This window comes from Bradyrhizobium sp. CAR08 (assembly GCF_052871955.1).
In genome coordinates, this window is sequence record NZ_JBIXJX010000004.1 from 227,263 (window position 1) to 241,464 (window position 14,202).

Annotated in this window: 22 protein-coding genes and 1 tRNA gene; 20 read left to right on the forward strand and 3 right to left on the reverse strand. The window is 62.9% G+C overall.

The features are described from left to right. Window positions 1-22: 22 nt before the first annotated feature. The 20 genes from ACIPUD_RS11175 (at window position 23) to ACIPUD_RS11270 (ending at window position 12,645) form a co-directional block, all read left to right on the forward strand. Window positions 23-1,042: a DUF5131 family protein gene (locus ACIPUD_RS11175; RefSeq protein WP_446480658.1), complete on the forward strand. Its 1,020-nt coding sequence runs from the start codon at window positions 23-25 to the stop codon at window positions 1,040-1,042. After that, window positions 1,039-1,686, forward strand: coding sequence for a phosphoribosylanthranilate isomerase (locus ACIPUD_RS11180; RefSeq protein ID WP_446480659.1), 648 nt, complete (start codon window positions 1,039-1,041; stop codon window positions 1,684-1,686). Before ACIPUD_RS11175 ends, ACIPUD_RS11180 begins: the two co-directional genes overlap by 4 nt. Further along, window positions 1,683-1,886 carry a hypothetical protein gene (locus ACIPUD_RS11185; protein ID WP_446480660.1) on the forward strand — a complete coding sequence of 68 codons (204 nt, stop codon included), beginning with the start codon at window positions 1,683-1,685 and terminating at the stop codon, window positions 1,884-1,886. The genes ACIPUD_RS11180 and ACIPUD_RS11185 overlap by 4 nt, the downstream gene beginning before the upstream one ends. Before the next feature lie 115 nt (window positions 1,887-2,001). Then, window positions 2,002-2,730 (forward strand): hypothetical protein, encoded by a 729-nt coding sequence (locus tag ACIPUD_RS11190; RefSeq protein WP_446480661.1) that lies wholly within the window; start codon window positions 2,002-2,004, stop codon window positions 2,728-2,730. Beyond that, the gene (locus tag ACIPUD_RS11195) at window positions 2,727-3,209 is read left to right on the forward strand and encodes a zinc-finger-containing protein (protein WP_446480662.1); all 483 of its coding nucleotides are present in this window, start codon (window positions 2,727-2,729) and stop codon (window positions 3,207-3,209) included. Before ACIPUD_RS11190 ends, ACIPUD_RS11195 begins: the two co-directional genes overlap by 4 nt. Continuing rightward, complete coding sequence (locus ACIPUD_RS11200; protein WP_446480663.1) at window positions 3,206-3,823, forward strand: hypothetical protein; 618 nt, start codon at window positions 3,206-3,208, stop codon at window positions 3,821-3,823. Before ACIPUD_RS11195 ends, ACIPUD_RS11200 begins: the two co-directional genes overlap by 4 nt. After that, window positions 3,816-4,226 (forward strand): hypothetical protein, encoded by a 411-nt coding sequence (locus tag ACIPUD_RS11205; RefSeq protein WP_446480664.1) that lies wholly within the window; start codon window positions 3,816-3,818, stop codon window positions 4,224-4,226. Before ACIPUD_RS11200 ends, ACIPUD_RS11205 begins: the two co-directional genes overlap by 8 nt. 3 nt (window positions 4,227-4,229) lie before the next feature. Beyond that, the gene (locus tag ACIPUD_RS11210; protein ID WP_446480665.1) at window positions 4,230-4,535 is read left to right on the forward strand and encodes a hypothetical protein; all 306 of its coding nucleotides are present in this window, start codon (window positions 4,230-4,232) and stop codon (window positions 4,533-4,535) included. Then, window positions 4,532-5,002 carry a hypothetical protein gene (locus ACIPUD_RS11215; RefSeq protein WP_446480666.1) on the forward strand — a complete coding sequence of 157 codons (471 nt, stop codon included), beginning with the start codon at window positions 4,532-4,534 and terminating at the stop codon, window positions 5,000-5,002. The genes ACIPUD_RS11210 and ACIPUD_RS11215 overlap by 4 nt, the downstream gene beginning before the upstream one ends. After that, window positions 4,999-5,457 carry a hypothetical protein gene (locus ACIPUD_RS11220; RefSeq protein WP_446480667.1) on the forward strand — a complete coding sequence of 153 codons (459 nt, stop codon included), beginning with the start codon at window positions 4,999-5,001 and terminating at the stop codon, window positions 5,455-5,457. The genes ACIPUD_RS11215 and ACIPUD_RS11220 overlap by 4 nt, the downstream gene beginning before the upstream one ends. Continuing rightward, complete coding sequence (locus ACIPUD_RS11225) at window positions 5,454-6,203, forward strand: DNA N-6-adenine-methyltransferase (RefSeq protein WP_446480668.1); 750 nt, start codon at window positions 5,454-5,456, stop codon at window positions 6,201-6,203. Before ACIPUD_RS11220 ends, ACIPUD_RS11225 begins: the two co-directional genes overlap by 4 nt. Next, complete coding sequence (locus tag ACIPUD_RS11230) at window positions 6,200-6,646, forward strand: hypothetical protein (protein WP_446480669.1); 447 nt, start codon at window positions 6,200-6,202, stop codon at window positions 6,644-6,646. Before ACIPUD_RS11225 ends, ACIPUD_RS11230 begins: the two co-directional genes overlap by 4 nt. A 2-nt stretch (window positions 6,647-6,648) precedes the next feature. Beyond that, complete coding sequence (locus tag ACIPUD_RS11235; protein WP_446480670.1) at window positions 6,649-7,575, forward strand: exonuclease domain-containing protein; 927 nt, start codon at window positions 6,649-6,651, stop codon at window positions 7,573-7,575. Continuing rightward, window positions 7,572-8,147 (forward strand): DUF1643 domain-containing protein, encoded by a 576-nt coding sequence (locus tag ACIPUD_RS11240; RefSeq protein ID WP_446480671.1) that lies wholly within the window; start codon window positions 7,572-7,574, stop codon window positions 8,145-8,147. Before ACIPUD_RS11235 ends, ACIPUD_RS11240 begins: the two co-directional genes overlap by 4 nt. Then, a complete protein-coding gene (locus ACIPUD_RS11245) occupies window positions 8,144-9,889 on the forward strand; it encodes a helicase HerA domain-containing protein (protein ID WP_446480672.1) in 1,746 nt (581 codons plus the stop codon). The genes ACIPUD_RS11240 and ACIPUD_RS11245 overlap by 4 nt, the downstream gene beginning before the upstream one ends. Next, complete coding sequence (locus ACIPUD_RS11250; RefSeq protein WP_446480673.1) at window positions 9,886-10,101, forward strand: hypothetical protein; 216 nt, start codon at window positions 9,886-9,888, stop codon at window positions 10,099-10,101. The genes ACIPUD_RS11245 and ACIPUD_RS11250 overlap by 4 nt, the downstream gene beginning before the upstream one ends. Window positions 10,102-10,114: 13 nt before the next feature. Then, window positions 10,115-10,492 (forward strand): hypothetical protein, encoded by a 378-nt coding sequence (locus tag ACIPUD_RS11255; RefSeq protein WP_446480674.1) that lies wholly within the window; start codon window positions 10,115-10,117, stop codon window positions 10,490-10,492. Window positions 10,493-10,497: 5 nt separating this feature from the next. After that, the gene (locus ACIPUD_RS11260; protein WP_446480675.1) at window positions 10,498-10,812 is read left to right on the forward strand and encodes a hypothetical protein; all 315 of its coding nucleotides are present in this window, start codon (window positions 10,498-10,500) and stop codon (window positions 10,810-10,812) included. Next, window positions 10,809-11,075, forward strand: a complete 267-nt coding sequence (locus tag ACIPUD_RS11265; RefSeq protein WP_446480676.1) for a hypothetical protein — start codon at window positions 10,809-10,811, stop codon at window positions 11,073-11,075. The genes ACIPUD_RS11260 and ACIPUD_RS11265 overlap by 4 nt, the downstream gene beginning before the upstream one ends. 235 nt (window positions 11,076-11,310) lie before the next feature. Then, entirely contained in the window at window positions 11,311-12,645 is a 1,335-nt protein-coding gene (locus ACIPUD_RS11270; protein ID WP_446480677.1) for a hypothetical protein, read from the forward strand. A 16-nt stretch (window positions 12,646-12,661) separates the two neighbouring features. On the opposite strand, the gene ACIPUD_RS11275 is transcribed toward ACIPUD_RS11270, so the two are convergent. From ACIPUD_RS11275 to ACIPUD_RS11285, 3 genes are all read right to left on the reverse strand, one after another. Continuing rightward, a tRNA-Arg gene (locus tag ACIPUD_RS11275) sits at window positions 12,662-12,738 on the reverse strand. A 152-nt stretch (window positions 12,739-12,890) separates the two neighbouring features. Continuing rightward, window positions 12,891-13,421, reverse strand: a complete 531-nt coding sequence (locus tag ACIPUD_RS11280; RefSeq protein ID WP_085384250.1) for a hypothetical protein — start codon at window positions 13,419-13,421, stop codon at window positions 12,891-12,893. A gap of 159 nt (window positions 13,422-13,580) precedes the next feature. After that, on the reverse strand, window positions 13,581-14,150 hold the full coding sequence (locus tag ACIPUD_RS11285; RefSeq protein ID WP_018455286.1) for a hypothetical protein: 570 nt from the start codon (window positions 14,148-14,150) through the stop codon (window positions 13,581-13,583). Window positions 14,151-14,202 lie beyond the last annotated feature (52 nt).

Sequence of the window (14,202 nt, forward strand, 5' to 3'; positions counted from 1 at the left end):
TCCGAAGCACGGAGCTTGATCGATGGCGACCGCATCAAAGATCGAATGGACCGGGCACACATGGAATCCTCTTGCCGGCTGTTCGGTGCTCACGCCTGGTTGTAAGCGCTGCTACGCCATGAAGATGGCGGCGCGCTTGGCCGCGATGGGCCAGTCTCTGTATGCCGGATTGACGGAGCCATCCAAGGCAGGTCCGGTTTGGACAGGCGTGCTGCGTCAAGCCTCTCAGGAGGTGCTGCTCGCACCGATGCGCCGCAAGAAGCCGACGACGTACTTCGTCAATTCGATGTCGGATCTATTCCACGAAAACGTGCCGGACGAATGGATCGATCAGATCTTCGCAGTCATGGCGCTGACGCCCCAACACACCTATCAAGTGCTGACAAAGCGCAGCGCGCGGATGCGCGATTACTGCGAGCAGCGTTCCCGTATGAGTGAGCGTCACGCCGGTTTCTGGCACGCGTTTCAAGCTTTCGGAGGGCTGTATGAAAACCTGCGACTTCTCCCGCTCCCCAATGTTTGGCTAGGCGTCTCAACCGAGCGCCAGCCGGAAGCCGATGAGCGCATCCCAGATCTCCTCCAGACACCGGCGGCGATCCGCTTCATCTCCGCAGAACCCCTGCTTGGCGCGCTCGACCTCGTTTCGCCGCTTTACTCCGGCCAAGCCGGCATCACCATGCGCGGTTATTTGCGAGACCACGCCGAGTCCGACGATTTCCATCACCACGCTCCGAAGCTCGACTGGGTGATTGTTGGAGGCGAATCCGGATCTGGCGCTCGCCCCATGCATCCGGCATGGCCGCGCGCGATCCGGGACCAGTGCGTCGCTACCCGCACTGCTTTTTTCTTCAAGCAATGGGGTGCGTGGCGGCTCAAGCCGGCGGCGAATGGGGACGAGACTTGGCCGGCGCCGTGGTCAGATCGATCTCGGAAGCCGCGCCCAGGCATTGATATCGCGACAATGGAGCGGGTGGGCAAGAGAGCCGCTGGTCGGCTTCTCGACGACCGCGAGCACAATGACATGCCAGGAGCCGCAGCATGAAGCCCGAGTTCATCACCTTCACCGGTGCCGACGACTGGACCTCGATCGACGGCATGCAGGCGCTCTCGGCGAAGTACCCCATCGAATGGGGCGTTCTGTTCTCGCCGAAACGGCAAGGGTCAGATCCGCGTTATCCCGACGGCGACGGCCTATCTCGCATCATGTGGGCCAATGTGCGCCGATCTGCCCACATTTGCGGAGCCTATAGCGATGCAATCATGGAAGGCAGCGACATAAAGCGATCGCCGGTCGATTTCTCCTACTTCGACCGCGTCCAGGTTAATCACGCCACCCCAAAACCAGAACGAATAATCGGCTTCAGAGGAGGCTGGGGATTCAAGCGAGGTATCGCGCAGTGTCGCACCGATGCATTCCCGCGCGATACCTCAGTCGACTGGCTCTTCGATCGTTCTGGCGGCCGCGGCGAGGTACCGACGGCCTGGCCGGCGCATCCCGGCGGCGAGCGGTTGGTCGGCTACGCCGGCGGCATCTCGCCGGAGAACATAGCCGGCGTGATGTCGGTGCTCGAGCACACGGCGGGGCGGTATTGGATCGACATGGAGAGCGGCGTCCGGACCGATGATCGGCTCGACCTCCAAAAGTGCCGCGCCGTTTGCGAAGCCGTCTTCGGAGCCGGCTCATGAGTGCTCAGAACTCACCCCAGGCCGCAGACTCCATGGGTATGGGCATTTGCGAGCACGGCAACCTTCACTTTCGATTGTACAACGCCGATGGCGAAATCTTCGCAACGGGCGCCTTCTCCTTCCAGCGTGGTTGTCTGTTTGTCGCGGAAGCCTGGGCGCTCCTTCAGAAATTCAAAACCGAGAACGGGGGCGCAAACTGATGCGCTTCCTCGCCGCCCTCATCATCACCGCTTCCGCTTATGGCGCTGCGTTTGCCGTGTCGCGCATGACCAGCGATGCGCCTCCGGCGCCGTGGCACATATCGAGGTGGCCGCGGTGACCGGTACTCCCATCATCTTTTCGGCGCCGATGGTGCTGGCTCTTTTACGCGAAGCCGATGAGCCCGGCTGCATTGATGGCAAGACGACCACGCGCCGAATATTGGCCCCTCAGCCTGAGGCCTATCGCAACGAGTATTGCACTCGACTGAAGTTCTTCACCAAAAAGGGCGTTGAGCGGGGCGACGCCTCGCCTGACCTAACCTCGGATGGTGACTGCCCCGCCGCGATGTTTTCACCATATCGGGTTGGCGACAGGTTGTACGTGCGCGAGCGCCTCGCGCGGTCGACTGAGGGGTTCTGGCGATATAACGCAGATGGTACCGTCATAATATTGCGGAGCGATGACCCGCGGTGTGCCTCGATGGTGTCCTGGGCACACCACTACCAGCGCGACTATGCGCCGTCGATCCATATGCCGCGCTGGGCGTCACGCATTACGCTGATCGTCACAGCCGTTAAGATCGAGCCGCTTCAGAACATCAGCGAGGAAGATGGTCGTCGCGAGGGCTGCGCGCTCTACGCGCCTGGTCACGGCTGGGTCACGCGCGACGAGTTAAGCGCCGATCCCGGCTGTTCCAACTTACTTTCCGGCCGCCTTGGCTTTCAGGATATCTGGACGGCGCTGCACGGTGATGAGTCGTGGCAAGCGAATCCATGGGTGGTTGCTCCGATCTTCCGCGTCATCAAGGCCAACATCGACTCTCCGGAGGCGCTGGCGGCATGACCAACACTCCTCCCCTTTGCTGCGGCGTCCCGGCCCGGCTCACCACCGGCGCCGAGATCTATCCCAATCGCCCGGATCTCCGGACGAAGCCCATCTACAAGTGCGATCGCTGCAAATCTTATTGCGGCTGCCATCCCAACACGACGAAGAGCCTCGGCGTACCAGCCAACGCCGCAACCCGTCGCGCGCGATCGCAACTGCACGATCACGTCTTTGATCCGATCTGGAAGAACGCGGTCAAAACCGGCGGCTATGGCGACGTCGCCATCGAAGATGCCGGCAAGATCCGGAAGGCTGCCCGCGGCCGGCTGTACGGCTATCTCGCGGAGAAACTCGGGCTCGACCGCGACGGCTGCCACACCGGGATGTTCACCGTCGAGCAGTGCCAGCTGGCCGCAGAGGCCTTGCGCGGCGTCACCTATCCGATGGTACGGGAATGGCACCAGGCCAAAAAGAAGCAGCGGGAGCACGCAGCATGAAGCACGATAGTCTTGGACGCGTCTCCCAATTGCTTGTCCAGCGCGAGTCGGCGGCTCAAATCATTGAGGCCGCCCGTGACAGCTATCTGGAACCGGTCTGGCTTCTGACAAAGGACACCCGCGTCAAGGTTCTGCAGACGGTTGTTCCAGAGGACTACGTTCGCCAAGCAATTATCGAAGCCGGCTATGACGCGCTTCGTGCCATCGACAAGGAACTGAATTCCCTGGGGGTATCCACCCCGAAGATAGAGGACCAGCCGGAGACACTCGATGCATGGCGTCGCGCCGCCGAGATGTACCTCCGCGTTTGGGTTCGCGAGCTTGGCGGATCACTCTATCCCAAGCGGCATCTCATCGACTCACTCGCTCTCACGACGGAGCGCATGCGCAAGCGAGCCGATCTGCACGAAGGACCTGTAGTCCCAAAGGCTGAACACGACCGACGCGTCCAAGAGTTACTCGAGGCCAACAACGAATATCTCGAACGCGCACGCGTCGCAGAGCGCGCGCTCAAGGCGCACCTTGACGGCAGCCCGGCGGAACGACTGGCTCTGGCTGTTGCACGCACGGCAGCCGAGACCATCGCCGCTATCCGGGGAGACTCCAATGGCTGACGTCACCGGCCCGATCTCTACTTTGCCTGGTGCCAGCCACTCCGTTCCAAAAGGACAGAAGTGCGACCAGCATCGCCGACGGCCCGCGGTCGCACGCATCCAGGGCGAAACTGACTCAATGGGCTCCGAGATGATCGATATGTGCCAGGAATGCCTCAATCGGCACATCGCTTGGAAAAAGTCGCCCGAGGCCGCCGAGCACCGCAAGGGCACCTGCGAGTGGTGCAAGAACCCCGCCGATGATCTCCGCGATCGCCGCGACTTCGAGGAAGGCATGTCTGGGCGCATCTATCGTGTCTGCGGCGCCTGCGTGAAGAAAGAAGACGAGCAACTCGCCGCCGAGATGGACGAATTCGAAAACTCGCTCGACGACTCATACGATGACGATGACGGATTGGATTGAGCCATGTTGACGCCATCACAGATCAAGCGCGCCGCCCAACTCTACGAAGCGATCGCGAGTGCTGAGATCGAACTCAAGAAGCTTCGAGATGCCACCAGGATATCTCTTGTTGCGCAGAACGATCGCAGCGACCAACTTGGCACATTCCATCGCACGCGCGGTGCCTCGGCATTGACGCTAAACCGGTGGGACGACATCGAGGCGGCCGAGCTTCACCGCTTCCTGCTCAAGGTAAAGCTCAAATCGCGCGATGCCATGGTCCGCGAGCTGGCACAGCTTGGTGCCGCTGCTCCGGAGATTTCGCGATGAGCCGGACATTCAATCAGATCCTGGCCATCTACGAAGGCTCCGACGGTGAAGCCACGAAGGCGATGTACGTCGAGCTCGAGACCATGGGCCCGATCGGCCTCGTCGCGATCAATCTCTTCCGCGCATGCAAGACGTCCGGCCGCGCCAAGAACTATCGCGGCCGCCGATACAAGGGCGCGGCATACGACACGAAGCAATGGTCGATGGAGAACCTCGCCAAGGTTCTGAGCGAACATGGCGACGCCCTGGGCATCGTCTGGGGCTGGGAACGCGACGAGAAACAGGAATTCCACAACTGGGTGCTCTACGTCGACACCCCCCGCCTGCGCGGTCAGGTCTCATTCCACACAGCTGCGCGCGGACAAGGGCCTGACTATCCTGGCGCATGGGACGGCGTGAAGGACGTCGCGGCTCAGCGCATTTGCCGTTTCCTTGCCGATGTCTTCGTTGAGCGGGTGTCGGCATGAAGAAGCGCAAGATCAACAAGCTCGTCGCAAGGCTCGCCCGCCTGACATGGCGTCCGATCTTCCACAAGACGATCGACAATCCGTCAGCGCCTGGCGGGAAGGTCGATATGTGGCTGATGGTAGACGACGATTCCGGGGAAGGAATTGTCTCGATCGGTTGCCCGCCGGACCGCCCCGACATTCCGGCTTATATCGCGGAATGCTGCATGAACCCGTGGATGACGGTCCCAGACGACGGTGGCGCGTCGGTGATCGAGCTCGCAGTGATATTCAACGAAGGCATCAAAAAGCACTTCGGTGAAGATGATGCCGCTTGCGATGCCAAGGAGATCGCCATTGCCTGCATGACGATCCTCGCCGCCTACGTGAAGGAAGTTCCGGAGGAAGCCCGCATCGAACTGGTCAACAGCATATCGGCCCGGCTTCAGCCGCTGCGGGAGGGCCGCATCGGATGACGGCTCCGGTCTTTTCAGGCATCGGCGGCCACCAGACTCCGCGCCGCGGTCGCACCGACGAGTGGCTGACCCCGCCGGCGGTGCTGGCGGCCCTTGGCCCATTCGATCTCGATCCCTGCGCGCCGGTAGTGCGGCCGTGGCCAACGGCGGCCCAGCACTACACCGTGCACGACAACGGCCTGCTGTTGCCCTGGCGGGGACGAGTCTTCTTGAACCCGCCGTATCACCGCAGCGTCATCGGCCTTTGGCTGGCCAGGATGGCCGACCACGGCCGAGGCGTCGCCCTGATCTTCGCGCGCACCGAGACGGCCGCTTTCTTCCGGTACGTATGGGAGCAGGCCTCCGCCCTGCTCTTCCTGCGCGGCCGGCTCGATTTCCATACCCCCGACGGCGCCACGGCGCGCCGAACCAGCGGCGGCGCGGCCAACGCCGGCGCGCCTTCGGTCCTCTGCGCCTATGGCCAAGACGACGCCGAGGTGCTCGCGCTGTGCGGGCTCGACGGGGCTTTCGTGCCGCTGCAACTGCCGCGGAGCGTCGTTGTCCTCGCGTTGACGCCGACCTGGCGCGAAGCCATCGGCTCCTGGCTGCACCGCCAGCGCGGGCCGGTCGCGCTCGCCGACATCTACCGCGCCTTCGCGTCTCACCCGAAGGCAGCCAGCAACCCCAACTACCAAGCCAAGATCCGGCAGGTGCTCCAAGAAGGCGCTGGCGTTCGAGTCAGCCGCGGGCAGTGGAGCGCAGCATGACTGCATATCGTCCCTGCATCGGCTGCTCGGCCCGCGTCGGCTGCGAGATCAAGGCCGACATCATGAAGGCGCTGAGGAAGCAGCCCATCACGTCGGCGCGCATCAAATGCGATCTGCCGTTTACGGAGCACTTCCCGCCCGGGACGAGGGTCGATGTCGGTGTCTGGGATTGGCGAGATCAATATGCTGATGCCCAGCCGCCGAGGAAGGACGTCCCGGCTACGGTCGTCGGCCGATCGACAAGGAAGCGCGACAAGCTGCTGATGGTCTTGGACGCCAAGATCATGTTCTCCGACGAGAACGAGACGGAATTCGTCACGGCCTACCCGAAGGATTTGGCGAAGCGCGGCGAACCAATGGCCGAGGTTTGCGGAGATTGCGGGCGCGCGCTCGTTCACAATTCTTGCGGATGCCAAGACCGCAATGAACCTCAAGGATTTTGATGATGTACATTCGCCCCTGCGATATCGAGACTTCTGGGAAAGAGCCGACCGACGAAGTGTTGGAGATCGGCCGCTACGACATCATCGACGGCAATCTCGATCTCGCGAGCGGTCACCGCGAGTTCGTCCGGCCGGCACGTCCGATCCCCCCATCGGCATCGGCCATCCATCACATCACGGACGATGATGTCGCTGAGTCCTTGCCATGGGCAGAGGCATGGCGCGGCCTGGTCAACAATCACAATTTACCCATGGCCGGCGTCGAGGTGGTCTATGCCGCGCACTTTGCGCGATTCGAGCGCCAGTGGCTCGACCCGCTCATCAAGGCGAGATGGATCGATACCTGGCGCTGCGCGCTGAAGCAGTGGCCGGGGCTCGAGTCCCATTCGCTCCAGTCGATCCGCTACGAGCTCGGCCTGCCCGCGGATCCCGTCCTGGCATTCCCGCCCCATCGGGCGTTGCCCGACGCCTATGTCTGCGGTCTGCTCGTGATCGAACTGCTGAAACACCAGTCGGCCGAGACGTTGATCGCGTGGAGCTCGGAACCGCCGTTCTTCACCAAGTTTGACTTCGGCAAGTTTAGTGGCAAGCCGCTGTCCGCGGCCGACGACGGCTGGCTCGACTGGTACCTCAACAAGGCGACCGAGACCAATCCGGACTGGCGTCACAACCTCCTCCTCGAGGTGGAGCGCCGTGCAGCGGTCAAGCGGCAGGCCCGCATCAAGAAGTGGGTGGACGGTGTCGCCCTGGCCGCGACCGTGCGCGATCTCGAGAACTGGTGGCACGGCGAGGCGGAGGCCTTCGCTGCGGCCGGCATCATCCCCGGTACCGAGGAATACGCCTCCCTCGTCAGCGCCGCCGCCGCGCGCAAGGTGGTGCTGCTCGCCGCGCCGGGTCCGGTCTTTGAAACCTCGGGAGCGCCGGCATGAACGCTCCTCACAATCCCGGTGGCAGGACCCGCCTACGCCTGGCCGACGGCGTCGCCGGCGATGCCATATTCGCCGGCCCGAACGACTGCTACCGGCTGGTCCTGACCCGGAAGTGGATCAATCTCTTCAATGCCTACACCCGGCTGCCGCACAACTTCATCTTGTGGATCTGCAAAAACCCTTCGCTCGCTGAAGCGAATGTGGACGATCCTAGTTCCAACCGCATGATCGACTTCTCGATGGAATGGGGATTTGACGGACTTGTCCTCATGAACATCGCGGACTATCGGGCGACAGATCCTGACGACTTGCTCAAGCCCGATGTCGTTCCGCGCAGCAACGGCAATCTCGCCCTCATCCGCAACACCGCCAAACATGCCCAGCGTATCGTTTGCGCATGGGGGACGCTCCATCCTCGGCTGGTGCCGCTTGCGGTCGACACGGAATCGGCATTGCGCGCTGACCGGCACACGCTCCACTGCCTGGGAGTGAACGCCGGCGGCACCCCTAAACATCCGCTCTACGTCCGGGGCGACACGCCCCTCATCGAATTCAAGGGGGTGCCAGCATGATGAATTCTATCCCGCCCGCGGTGCTTGGCCAGCACAGCGCCTTTCTTGGCAAGACCGGTAGCGGCAAGACCAGCACCGCTAAACTCGCGGTCGAGCAGATCGTTCGCAACGATCCCGGCGCGCGGGTTTGCGTGCTGGATCCGCTTAAGTCCGATTGGTGGGGCCTGACCTCCAGCACTGACGGTCGTGAGGCCGGGCTGCCGTTCTATATCCTCGGCGGTCCGCGGGGGCACGTTCAACTGCACGAGTCGGCCGGCAAGGCGATCGGCGAACTAGTCGCCACCGGCGCGCTACCGCTGTCCATTATCGACATGGCGGACTTCCGGCCAGGCGGGCTGCAGGAGTTCTTCAACGACTTCGTCCCGGCGTTGATGCGCAAGATGCGCGGGGTCGTCTACCTCGTCATTGAGGAGGCCCATGAGTTTGCGCCGAAGGAGCGGGCCGGCATCGGCGCAGAGAACTTGGCCATCCACCACGCCAAGAAGCTGGCCACCGCGGGCCGGTCCAAAGGCATCCGGATGATGGTGCTGACGCAGCGTACCCAGGCGCTGCACAATGCCGTGCTCGGCAGCTGCGACACCATGATCGCCCACCGCCTCACTGCGCCGGCGGACCAGGAGCCTGTGAAGAAATGGCTCAAGGCGAATGTCGACAAAGCGACCTTCGAGCGGGTCTCGACCTCCCTCGCGTCTCTCAAGACTGGTACCGGCTGGATTTGCAGTGGCGAGGCCCAGATCGCCGAACTGGTGCATTTTCCGAAGATCTCGACATACGATAATTCGGCGACCCCGACCGGCGACATGGCCGAGCAGCACGTCAGGACCGCCCCCGTCGATCGCGACAGGCTTCGGACGATCATAGGTGATGCCGCCAAGCAGGAGGCGAGCGAGGATCCCGTGCGGCTGCGCGCAGAGATCGCGCGGCTGACCGCGGAAGCGAGCAGGTCCGCGGGGGCGGCATCCGATCCAGCGGCAGTCGCCGCGGCCGACCAGCGCGGGTACGCGCGCGGCTTCGAAGCCGGCTTTTCGGAAGCAGAGGGCCAGGGTCTTGTCCTATGGGAGGCTTCCCGCAAGTTTGCGATCGAGCATGCGGAGAATATCGCGCAACAACTTCGCCAGCAGCGTTTCCAGATAGTTCGTAATCCTGCGATGGCGGCCGCGGCGAGTGCCCACTCGACGCCGACAGCACCTCCGCGCTCGCCGCACGCCCCGGCCCAGCGCACGCCATCGCCGGCGGCGAGCGGCGATGGCACGCTTTCTCCGGCGCTTCAGAACGCGCTCAACGCGGTCGCATGGTGGCACAAGATCGGTCACGACCCGGTCGAGCGCGCGCGGGCGGCCGTGGTCGCGAGGCTCAGCCCGAAGGCCTCCACGTTCGGCGTCTATCTCGCCGAGCTCGCCAAGCGCGGACTCGTGCAGTCCCCGGAGCCTGGCAAGGTGTCCTTGACGGACGCTGGCCATCGGCTGGCGATCGTCCCTCGCGCCGGCACCGCGGCCGAGCTGCGTGAGATGGCGCTGTCGCTGCTCGGTCCTCAGGAACAGAAGGTTTTTGACGTGGTCTATGGCGCCCATCCGCGATCGATCGCGCGCAAGGCTGTCGCGGAACGGATGGGGCTTTCCCCGACCGCCAGCACCACCGGAGTCTACCTCGCCGCCGTGGCGGCGTACGGCGTCATCGAAAATGCAGGGCCGGGCGAAGTTCGCGCTGCGCAGTGGCTGTTCGCAACAAAGGAGCATGCATGAAATTTCCTTGGCAAAAGGCCATCGCGCAAGAATTTGTTCCGATGGCGCTTGGTGATCAATTGAAGAAGGGCACCTGCTTGGTCGCTGAGGGACCTGAAGAAGGCGAAGCGAGGAATTTCGCCATCGCCGACGAGCAAGGCGTCGTCATTTGGACCGGAGATCAACCGGCGTTTGCCAAGCTGGTGCGCGAGGCGGCTCGCCGTCAGAACTAAGGAGGTTGAAACGGTGAAACTGGATCGCAACATCAACGGCACGGGGCGCGGCAAGTACGGCCTGATCAACAATCGCAAGCTGCTCGAAATCATCGTGCCGCCCCGCGTGGACGGCGAGAGCAATGACGCCAGCATGGTCAAGCTACGTCGTGAGCGGCAGGTGCGCGACGCCATCGATCTTCTCGAAAGCCTGGGGATCCTCGATTGGGGCCTCGCCGGCACCGACAGCGAATTCTTCGTGATCAAGCTGCGGGATGAAAATGCCCAAGGCGTGCTCGCGCGGTACGCCTCTAACGCTATGCGTGCCGGCGATAGCGACTTGGCGTCTGATGTGTTCGACCTGGCCGCCCGCTCGGGCCTCTACAGCCCGTTCTGCAAGAAGCCGGATTGAGTGCAATGATCAAGTTCACCAACGAGACTGGCAGTCCGGCGCGCACCAAGATCACGAACGCAGCAACCGGCGAGGATCTGAGCAAGATTTTGCCGATCAAGTACGGAGCCAGGATAGAGATCGGTCAAAAAGAGATCGTCGCGACGTGCGAGATCGCGATGATGCAAATAGATCTCGTGGCCGGCCGAACCGAATTCCATGCGCTGAACCCAATTGCTCAACGGTATCAGCCGGTGCGCGCGATCGAGTTCCGCGACGGTACGCGTGTCGAGATCGAGGAGGATGGAACGCCGGCGGTCGTCAACGGGCCAGCGACATGATCCATTCCTGCACGACCTGCAAGTTCTACTCGGCCGAGACCTGCCGGCGTTCTCCGCCGGTCCGGCTGCCGCGCAAGTTCGACACCGCGGCGACCGCCGGCAACCGGGTGCGCGAGGAGGCCCTGATCTGGGGCTGGCCTGCGGTTCGGCCGACGGATTGGTGCGGCGAGCATGTCAAAGCGCAAAAAGCCGGTGATGACCGCGTCCAAGCCGAATTGGCGGGCTCCCGGCACATCGAGGGAGGCGTATCTGTCGGATTATGACCACCCGTCCCTCGACCATTCCCCCTGGTTCCTGGCCGCGACGCATGCAGGCGGACCTGGCGGCCGGCTATGTCGGGGAGAGGACCGTTGAGGCCTTCCTGCAACGGGTCGGAACGGACTATCCTCTCCCCCGTGTTGACGAGGGGCGGAGGCGTCTATGGCTGATCGACGACCTGGACAAGGCGATAGCCCCGGAGGACGAGGGGGAATCCGACCTCGCAGACGAGTATTGATCGTGGACCTGCTCCCTCGCCATGTCAGACCGAAGCGGCTGAAGAGCGGCCAGATCGCCTACTATTACGACGTCCCGTCGAAGTACCGGAAGCTCGAATGCTCGGTCGAGAACGAGCCGCTTGGCGCAGACTTCGCGAAGATGACGGAGCGCGCCAAAGTGCTCAACGAGCAATTTGACGAGTGGGATCGGGCGCGCAAGGGCCTGCCGGCCGCGCAGGGCAAGATCATGCCCACATACGGCACCGTCGATTGGCTGTTCCGCGAGTACAAGATCAGCGATGCCTACCTGCTCAAAGTCGCGCCACGATCAAGGCCCGACTACGAGTGGGCAATGGACCAGGTCTGCGACACCCGCACGAAGAAGGGCGAACGTACTGGTGACCAACTCGTCCGCCGCCTCTCGCCGCGCGCGGTGGACAAGCTCTACAAAAAATTCCTGACCGGGACCGGCAAGAAGAGCCTGAAAGGCGAAGAGCGACTGCGGACGGCCGAGAAACTGGTAGGGCTATGCCGAAAGGCGTGGCGGGTCGTTCATCGCTACTTCCCGGCCGAATTCGACAACGAGGTGCCGAACCCGTGGCTGGGCGTCACCATGAAGGTGCGCGCCAAGGCCGAGAAGCCCGCTGTTACCCGTGACGAGGTCTATACATTCGCATGGGGGGTCATCGACGAATATCCGGAAATTGCTGCCACGGCCGTGATTTGTTTCGAATGGCTCCAGCGACCGGAGAACGTCGTTATGGGCCACATGAAGTGGTCCGACTATCGAGCGCCGAGCGCGCCCTCGACTATCCGGGTGGTTCACCACAAGACCAACAAGATCGCCCCTCACCCCCTCGAGGAAGAGACTGAGACCGGCGTAGTCCGCTTCTACGCCGAAGCCGAGGAGGTGCTGGCCAAGCTGCCGAAACTCGGGGTGCAGATGATCCTGCGGCAGGTCGGGAAGGCGAAGAAGGAACGGGGACAGGCAGGTGCGATCCCGTGGGTCTACAGCTCCCTTAACCACGCGGTGGCCCGGCTCCGGAAGAAGGTCGATGGCGTGCCGGCGCACTTTACCCTCGACGCCTGCCGGCATGGCGGCATGACCGAATTGGAAGAGGCGCAACTGACCGACGGCCAAGGTCGCGCGCTATCGCTACACCAGACCCAAAAATCTTACCAAGGTTATGCGAAGCGGTCGCAGGCCCGCATGCTTTCGGCCACCAAAAAACGCCACGCCCATGTGATTGCTGAAGCCGTAGCTAAGTCCCTCGCGAACGAAGAGGGGACAAACGTTCGGAATGAGGCGCCGGAACGCGTTCGGAACGAGAAACGGGAGTTTCCCAAAAGTGCTTAAAGATCAGTGCTTTGAATGGCGCGCTCGGAAGGATTCGAACCTCCGGCCCTCGGAATCGAAATCCGATGCTCTATCCAGCTGAGCTACGAGCGCCCTGGCCCAGATCTTGGACCGTAACCGAGACGCCCCAGATAGCTGCTGGCGAGCCAGCAGGCCGGGCGACGTTCGGATGGGTTCGAATTAGCAGAGAGGCCGGCCAATAAAAAGCCCTTCCGGCCTCGATTCGGGACGGGTCAGACCGGCCCTCACCAGGTGCTGTTGAAGAAGCCGAAATGCGGCTGCTGCGCCATCACCATCATCGGCCGCCCTTGCTGCGGCACCGGATGCGTTCTGGCGACCTTGCGCTTGGGCTGCTGCGCCGGGGTCTGAGGAGGCTGGGCCTGCGCCTGAACTTGCGGCTGAATTTGCGTCTTGGCCTCGGTCTTCTTGACCGCAGCGGTATCGGCCTTCGCGGCCGGCGTGAATTGGGCGAACGTCTCGCGGACCCGCGCCTTGGCTGATATCTCGGCCAAAGCGGGTGACATGCTCTCCACGGGCGGCTGGGGAGCCGCGACGGCGGCGATCTTCGCCGCAGGGGCGGCAAGCGTCGGCTGACTGGTGTCGAGTACGACACGCTCCGGCAGGTGGCGATCGGACCGGATCCGAATCAACGGCTGTTCGTTGCTTGCGGTTGCGATAGCCTGCGTCACAGGCGAAGTCGGCAGAACGTAGTTCGCCGCGAACAGCAGTGCGAGCAAGGCTCCACCGACGAAGAAGAAATACCGAAAGATGGGCATTGGCCACGCTCCGCCCGCCGCATCCCCGCGTGGGCTCTCCGCCTTAACAGGCGATCATTTAATTAGTTCCTGGCCCAGCCGTTCGGTTCAAATGGCGACGCCAAGTTTTTCGGCCAACCCCCAGGACAGTAACTTTTCCGCTACCCGGCACTGCCGGCCTTAGGTCCGGCGTGCTGCCACAAGCGAACACTTCGCCTGATCGGCATTCACGTTGACGAAGCCGACAGGAATGCGCGCAAAAGTCTTGCGGCTCTTCATGCTGACCGGATCCGCCAGAACGCGGGTGCGGTCGGTGAGATGACTGCCATCACGCCGCGCAAAAGCGCAGACGATCTCGACATCCTTTACGGCATAGTCGTTGTCGTTGCGCAGCGTGAGCGTCACCAGCGCCTTCGATCCAAGGCCGCCGCGGCGCCAGGTCTGAGATGAAATCCTGATCCGGCCGAGTTCTGCCATTGTCGGAATCTGAGCTTCGGAGGCCGGCGACACGGCGACCGCATCGCGCGAAGGCGCCGTCTCGACGGCTGCCACGTCAGACCTCACCGGTTCGGCACTGTTGCCTCTGGAGACGGGGAGCAGCATCCAGATGCCGCAACCGACGATGATGGCCGCCAACAGCCACAGCAGGCCTCGCCCAAATGAAACGCTCGCGATCGTCACCGCCCGCGCCAGTCGTTCGCCGGTCCCGGCGAAACGCCCTAACCCGATGCGGTCAAACCCAGCGCTCATGGTTGCCTCACCGATCGCAGCGGAAGCACGTTTCGACAACGGATTCGGCCAC